The 812-nt window shown below is 47.8% G+C and carries 2 protein-coding genes; both read right to left on the reverse strand.

From position 1 onward, the window contains the following. On the reverse strand, positions 1-699 hold a 699-nt coding region (locus AC1DVB_RS27655), incomplete at its 3' end, for a T7SS effector LXG polymorphic toxin (protein WP_477592044.1). Further along, the coding region (locus tag AC1DVB_RS27660; RefSeq protein WP_477592046.1) for a DUF5344 family protein at positions 696-812 on the reverse strand (117 nt) is incomplete at its 5' end. The genes AC1DVB_RS27660 and AC1DVB_RS27655, both read right to left, overlap by 4 nt.

The following is an 812-nucleotide window of genomic DNA, read 5'->3' on the forward strand; positions in this document are numbered from 1 at the left end:
CTTTTTGAAGGTTTGATAGTCTTTCATCTGACCGGCGACTTCATCCTTCACTTGATAGACGTCACTGCTCTTGAATGCCGATTGATCGAACGTCATCGGCGATACATTGCCGTCCTTCTTGGTGGCATCAAGCAAGGCACGGAAGAGCCCAACTGCCACGTTTTCCTGCCCGAYGGACACATCATATTCCTCGACCAATTGCCGGTCGATATTATCGACCTTTGTCACGGTGTCATCCAGCCTGTGCCCGGCCAGCGTGATTTTTTCATTAAAGTCCTTTTGATCGAACAGATCAAGAGGCAAAATATCGTCAATGCTGTTCAGGATTCTTTGGAGATCATTCGCTTGTTCATCGACAAGCGATTTCGCTTGGTTGATGCCGTTAGACACTTCGCCATCTAAAAAGGGAACCTCGACCACCGTATTTCCCGAGAGGTTCGCCTCTTCCAGACTGCCAGGTATGCCTTCCAAAAAACTGATTTGGGTCGTGAATAGTTCCATCCAGGCGTCCGCCACCTCGATTTGCGCTTCATAGAAGCTTTTGATGGCGGTAGCACCTGCTCCCTGAAACTCGTTATCAAGGCCGACAATGCCCTGAAATTCCTTTTTCAGGGCTGYGACTTCCTTCTTTAGWTCTTCATATTGCTTAGCTCGCGACTTGGTGGCGGCCGTCAATGTCTCGGCTTCAAATATCTTCATCGCTGATACCCATGTGAAGACGTATGGGCGATGGCTTCATCCTGTTCTTTTAATAAGTCAATGTTGGCACGGGTATCTTCCACATTTTTCTGGACGATTTTGATATATTGCTC

The organism is Peribacillus sp. P4_D6 (assembly GCF_056401795.1).